This is a genomic window from Psychrobacter sp. T6-1 (assembly GCF_052258445.1).
In genome coordinates, this window is record NZ_JBQQFC010000147.1 from 1 (window position 1) to 5,822 (window position 5,822).

Below are 5,822 nucleotides of genomic sequence, written 5' to 3' on the forward strand. Positions count from 1 at the left end.
GCATCAATCTCACTTACGGTCAAAATACTAGCCACATCTACTTTTGGCATTTTGTCAGAAACAATTCTCATAATCTCTTGTCAATCCTTACTTATCTTGCGCTCAATTGTTTAACGATCACAATCTGCCATAACGATATCAATTGAAGCCAAATACATAATAGCGTCAGAAACCAAAGAGCCATTAATCACAGAGGGCATTTGTTGCAAATGGGCAAACGTCGGCGTACGAATACGAGTACGATAGCTCATAGTCGCCTTGTCCGAGGTAATATAATAACTGTTCAAGCCTTTGGTGGCCTCAACTATCGTTGCGCACTCACCCGCTGGCATAACAGGGCCCCAAGAGACAGAGATAAAGTGATTAATCAAGGTTTCGATATCGTTCAAAGTGCGATCTTTAGGCGGTGGTACCGATAGAGGATGATCCGCTTTATAAGGTCCTTGAGGCATGTTATCCATACACTGGCGGATAATACGCAAGGACTGGCGCATCTCTTCGACTTTGATCATACAGCGATCATAAGCGTCACCGTTATAACCAATAGGCACTTCAAAATCATAGTTCTCATAGCCCATGTACGGGCGAGCTTTACGCAAATCAAAGTCTATACCCGTTGCGCGCAGACCTGCTCCTGTCACGCCCCAAGCGAGTGCTTGCTTGGCATTGTACTGAGCGACGCCTTGGGTACGACCTTTGAGTACGCTGTTTTGTAATGCGGCTTTGACATACTCATCCAAGCGCTTAGGCATCCAGTCCAAAAACTCACGAACTAGGCGCTGCCAACCACGCGGTAGATCGGCTGCCGTACCACCAATGCGAAACCACGCTGGATGCATGCGATAGCCGGTTACCGCCTCAATGACGTCATAAGCTTTCTGGCGATCAGTGAACATATAGAATACTGGCGTCATTCCGCCCGCATCTTGAATAAAGGTGCCGACAAAGAGCAAATTATTCGTAATACGGAAAAACTCACTCATCATGACGCGAATGGTCTCAGCGCGCGGCGGAATAGTAATGCCCGCGAGCTTCTCGACCGACATTATGTATGGCAGCTCGTTCATCACCCCGCCAAGGTAATCAATACGGTCAGTGTAAGGAATATAAGAGTGCCAAGTCTGGCGCTCTGCCATCTTCTCAGCGCCGCGGTGGTGATAGCCTATATCAGGGATACAATCGACGACTTCTTCGCCGTCAAGCTGGAGCACCAAACGAAACGCACCATGAGCAGAAGGGTGATTGGGGCCGATGTTCAAGAACATAAAGTCCTCGTCACGTCCCGAGCGCTTCATGCCCCACTCTTCTGGAACAAAACGCAGATTTTCTTGCTCGTATTGTTGTTTAGCGGCATTTAGAAAGTATGGGGTAAATTCTGTCGCGCGCGCATGGTACTCTTTACGTAGCGGATGACCTTCCCAATACTTGGGCAATAAGATACGCGTTAGATGCGGATGCCCGCTAAAGACGATACCGAACATATCCCATACTTCGCGCTCATACCAGTTGGCATTGGGCCAAATATTGGTCGCGCTTGGCACCGTCAGATCGTCTTCATCTAGTGCCACTTTGATACGCACATCACTGTTGCGCTCAAAGGACATCAGATGATAAAACACCGTAAAGTCGCTATCAGGCAGGCCTCGACGATGCTGGCGTAAACGCTCATCTATCGCCGACAGATCAAATAGCGTGACATAGGGTTTGGGTAGCTTACGCAAAAACAGGAGAATATCTAGCAAGTCGGCACGCGCCACCCATACGGTTGGAATCTCATCGACCGTATGCTGCACAACGAACTTACCCGCGTACTTATGGGTCAGCTCTTGAATGACTACCGGTACAGGTTTGATCTTGGGATCTATGTTATCAACTACCGTGACCATGAATGAGGGTTTCCTTCATTACTCATAACTGACTGATAAGCGCAAAGCTAATCTCTAATGCTTAAATACAAAGCTAAGCTCTAAATACTATCTGGGCTACGCAGGTTTTTGACTGCGATGCGATCAGCTTGCTTGCGATCGCGCTCAGGCGTCATTTGCGGCTGATAAATGCCCTGTTCATTGACATGAATACCTAGCGGACGGCGCTCTTTAGTAATCGACTCTTGAAGTAGCATCAAGCCTTGAATCAGCGCTTCTGGGCGCGGCGGGCAGCCCGGCACATAGACATCAACGGGGATGATTTTGTCCACGCCTTGTACGACAGAATAGATGTCATACATACCGCCTGAATTGGCACATGCACCCATAGAGATGACCCACTTTGGCTCAAGCATCTGCTCATAAAGGCGCTGAATAACGGGCGCCATTTTGACAAAGCAAGTCCCCGCAACGATCATTACATCAGCTTGACGGGGTGATGCGCGAATGACCTCAGCACCAAAGCGTGACAAATCATGCACAGCGGTCAAAGTGGTTGCGTATTCAACGTAACAGCAAGAGGTACCGAAGTTAAAGGGCCACAGTGAATGTTTGCGACCCCAGTTGGCGGTCGAGTGTACCATGTCCTCTAAGCGGCCCATAAAGACGTTTTTATTGACTTCATCCTCTATCGGATCGTTGACCGTTTGACGGGTCTGGGCAGGATAGATATCGGCATCAGGATTGGCTTTTGTTAGCGTGTACTTCATAACAGATAACCTTTATTTAAATACGCGGCGGTATTTGATAGATGGTATTAGCTATATGAGAGCCATTATTTGGACGGTTTTTGCACATTGTTGTTTTTGTGCTGAGCTGATTCTGCAAAGTCTACCGTGGTCACATTACCTGTCGTATTGATATGATCGATGTTTTGTAAGTGACGACGGTTAGTCTCGATGTTGTTTGAGACATTGATCTGACCTGAGGACTGCGCAGGTATCTTACCTGTCGGATCAACCATGAGCTCATCTACGCCATCAAACTTGGTAATACTGGCCAAATTAAACCCTGCAGGCGCGGCGGTTAGACGGGCAGTTTTACGGCGCTTATCAGCAGGTGCCCAGTTCATCGCACCCAGGCTTAGTTCATAGACCAAGCCTATGAGTAGAATAATAATAAAGACAGCGGCAGCTGCAAAACCCACCCAGCCTGCCTCTACGACTGAGACCGAATAAGCATACAAATACAAAGCTTCTAGATCGAAAATCACAAAGAAGATGGCAACCAAATAAAATTTGGCAGACAAGCGAATACGGGCGTTACCAGATCCGACAACGCCTGCCTCAAACACTTCTTCTTTTTGTGAGCCGCTTGAGCGTCCGCCGAGTAATCGCGGTACAACCAGCATGAATACGACCAAACCAATAGCGGCTAAAATAAAAGCAACTGCTGACCAATCAAAAGCAGACATGATAATCCTTGCTCCTCACCTAATCTGTACAAGTGCGCCTCAATAGAGGCATCATACAGATAAAAACACAGATACGCTGTGCTGGTAATGACCAATTATCAGTATTACTGACAACTCACCTTGCGAAGTTAGTATTTTAGGCAATCACAAAGAGTAAAGCGCCATAAATAAGTTAAGCTTGCGAGCGACAAACATATCAAATCAATGTCTTATTCATTGATTTAATAGCTCATAACACAAGGTCAATAATAGGGTGACAACTGGCATAAAATGTTTACATACTATACGCATATCAAGGCTTAAAAGCCAGTTTTTAGATGTATTAACTGGTCATTTTATATGCTACAAAACGTGTATTTTCGTGCTTTTATTTTGGCATAAAGACTACTGATTATGCTTGTTACAATAGCGTATAAACCCTAATACTAAAGCGTTGTAGCAAAGACAAAAACAGACTACTTGCCCCTAGAGTCAAATAGTAATTTTTAGGTATTTAGCAAACCCGATTTTTAAGATAAAAAAAAGGACAAGTCCGATAATGGCTTGTCCTTTTATATTTGAAGCTTGCTGGTATTTTAAGCCTACTGATTGATAACGTCAACGCCTTTTGGCGGCGTGAATTTAAACTGACTGCTATTAATACTCGGATTGAGCTTGATATTGCTAAACTTGATTGAGGTAGTTTGACCCAAAGTATCGTTAAGCACCATCATGACAGGCTTACCGCCACTAAAGCTCATCGACAAACTCTTAAAGCTGGCATCGCCTGATTTGGGATAAAGCACGTAATAATTTTTGGTTGCATAAGGCTGAGTGACTTTAAAGTTTTGGGCGATTTTGCTTGGGTCACCTGACAATAGTAGCGCTGGTGTATTGCCCACTTGAGTGTCGACCCCTTGCTTAGTGGCCTGCTCTAAATCTTTATCATAGATCCACATTGAGCTACCGTTGGCGACAATGAGTTGCTCGGAGGGCGACTTGGTTTCCCAGCGAAAGTTATTAGGGCGCTCAACGCTCATCGAGCCTTTAAAAGTGCCGCTACTTGCGCCTTTGGTCGTTTGGGTAAAGTTGGCGCTCATGCTTTTAGTATTAGTAAGCAATTTATTTAAGCGCTTAGCAGCGGTCAAATTGTCAGCAGGTGCTGCGGTAGCAGTTTGCGTCATCGCTATCATGGGCGCAGCGACCCCTAATGAGGTGACTAAAACGCCAGCTAAAACGCCGCCCATCAATTTTTGCTTAAAAGTGCTTTGTTTATTTAAATTATTCATAATTATTCCTCTCTAAAATGCACGATCGCATTAATAAAAAATCAAAGTGTTATTCGATACTTAATGACCTTATGCCTTTTTTCTTGAGTGCTATTAGGCAATGACGACAGTGTGCCAGTTTTTTTATTACGCGCCTAGACATGATTTGCAATCATTACTACGCATGGCATACGCGCTTGTAACGCTCACAGCAACGTCAAATGCCACAAAGATAATACGAGCTGTTTATTATGTGCAGACTCGTTTGTCTGTTTTATACTCTATACATATAAAAAGTCCCTACTACCAATAGGTAATAGGGACTTTGTTGCTTGCTCTGCTATGATCTAAAAAACATGACCTAAGCAACAGTATCTAAAAAAGTTCATAGATAGCGTGCAATTATGCGTTTTCAACCATAACGTAGCGACGGTTGAATTTGCCTTTAGTTGCAAACTTAACCACACCGTCGTTCAGTGCAAATAAAGTATGGTCGCGGCCCATGCCAACGCCTTCGCCTGCGTGGAATTCTGTACCACGTTGACGAACGATGATGTTACCAGCGGCGATCGTTTGACCACCAAAGATTTTTACACCAAGCATTTTTGGGTTTGAATCACGACCGTTACGACTTGAGCCGGCAGCTTTTTTATGTGCCATGGATAATTCTCCTTGTTAATGTGACTTACCGCTGATGCGATAACTCTTAAGCATTCTGCGCTATATCATTTAGCTTTTGAGCCAAATTCAAAATTAAGCGTTGATCGCTTTGATTTTTAACAAGGTGTACCATTGGCGGTGACCTTGCTCTTTGTGATAATGCTTACGACGGTTGTGCTTGATGATACGGATTTTTTCGCCGCGACCATGCTCAACCACTTCAACTTCTACGCTTGCGCCGTCTACAACAGGCTGACCGATTTTGACGTCATCGCCATCAACAACCATCAACACGTCTTCAAATTTGATCGTTTCGCCTTTCTCTGCCTTTAATAGTTCAACTTTTAAAAGCTCATCGACGACTACACGGTGCTGTTTGCCACCAGTTTTGATTACTGCGTACATTGTCTGACTCCGTTTAACCCGTGTGCCGTGGCTGATATCATACCAGCGCTTTTATGACGAACACGACAGGGAAAAATTAAAGGCAAGATTTTACTTGTCTTTTGCAGCAAAAGCAAGTCATCTCTCTTGTTCGCTCTGCGCTTTTAAATCAGTATACTCACCACTTAGTAA

General features: G+C 44.8%; 6 protein-coding genes. All 6 read right to left on the reverse strand.

All coding sequences use genetic code 11. The features are described 5' to 3' along the window. Positions 1-110: 110 nt before the first annotated feature. The 6 genes from nuoC to rplU all read right to left on the reverse strand — a co-directional run bounded on the left by nuoC (position 111) and on the right by rplU (position 5,651). The gene (nuoC, locus tag ACTXGO_RS08700) at positions 111-1,886 is read right to left on the reverse strand and encodes an NADH-quinone oxidoreductase subunit C/D (RefSeq protein ID WP_443574074.1); all 1,776 of its coding nucleotides are present in this window, start codon (positions 1,884-1,886) and stop codon (positions 111-113) included. Positions 1,887-1,966: 80 nt separating this feature from the next. After that, entirely contained in the window at positions 1,967-2,635 is a 669-nt protein-coding gene (locus ACTXGO_RS08705; protein ID WP_443543481.1) for a NuoB/complex I 20 kDa subunit family protein, read from the reverse strand. A gap of 65 nt (positions 2,636-2,700) precedes the next feature. After that, positions 2,701-3,339 (reverse strand): NADH-quinone oxidoreductase subunit A, encoded by a 639-nt coding sequence (ndhC, locus tag ACTXGO_RS08710; protein ID WP_443543479.1) that lies wholly within the window; start codon positions 3,337-3,339, stop codon positions 2,701-2,703. 581 nt (positions 3,340-3,920) lie between these two features. Further along, positions 3,921-4,607, reverse strand: a complete 687-nt coding sequence (lolA, locus tag ACTXGO_RS08715; RefSeq protein ID WP_435950424.1) for an outer membrane lipoprotein chaperone LolA — start codon at positions 4,605-4,607, stop codon at positions 3,921-3,923. A 381-nt stretch (positions 4,608-4,988) separates the two neighbouring features. Further along, positions 4,989-5,246: a 50S ribosomal protein L27 gene (rpmA, locus tag ACTXGO_RS08720; RefSeq protein WP_435950423.1), complete on the reverse strand. Its 258-nt coding sequence runs from the start codon at positions 5,244-5,246 to the stop codon at positions 4,989-4,991. A 93-nt stretch (positions 5,247-5,339) separates the two neighbouring features. Then, positions 5,340-5,651 (reverse strand): 50S ribosomal protein L21, encoded by a 312-nt coding sequence (gene rplU / locus ACTXGO_RS08725; RefSeq protein ID WP_058025937.1) that lies wholly within the window; start codon positions 5,649-5,651, stop codon positions 5,340-5,342. Between the last annotated feature and the right edge of the window lie 171 nt (positions 5,652-5,822).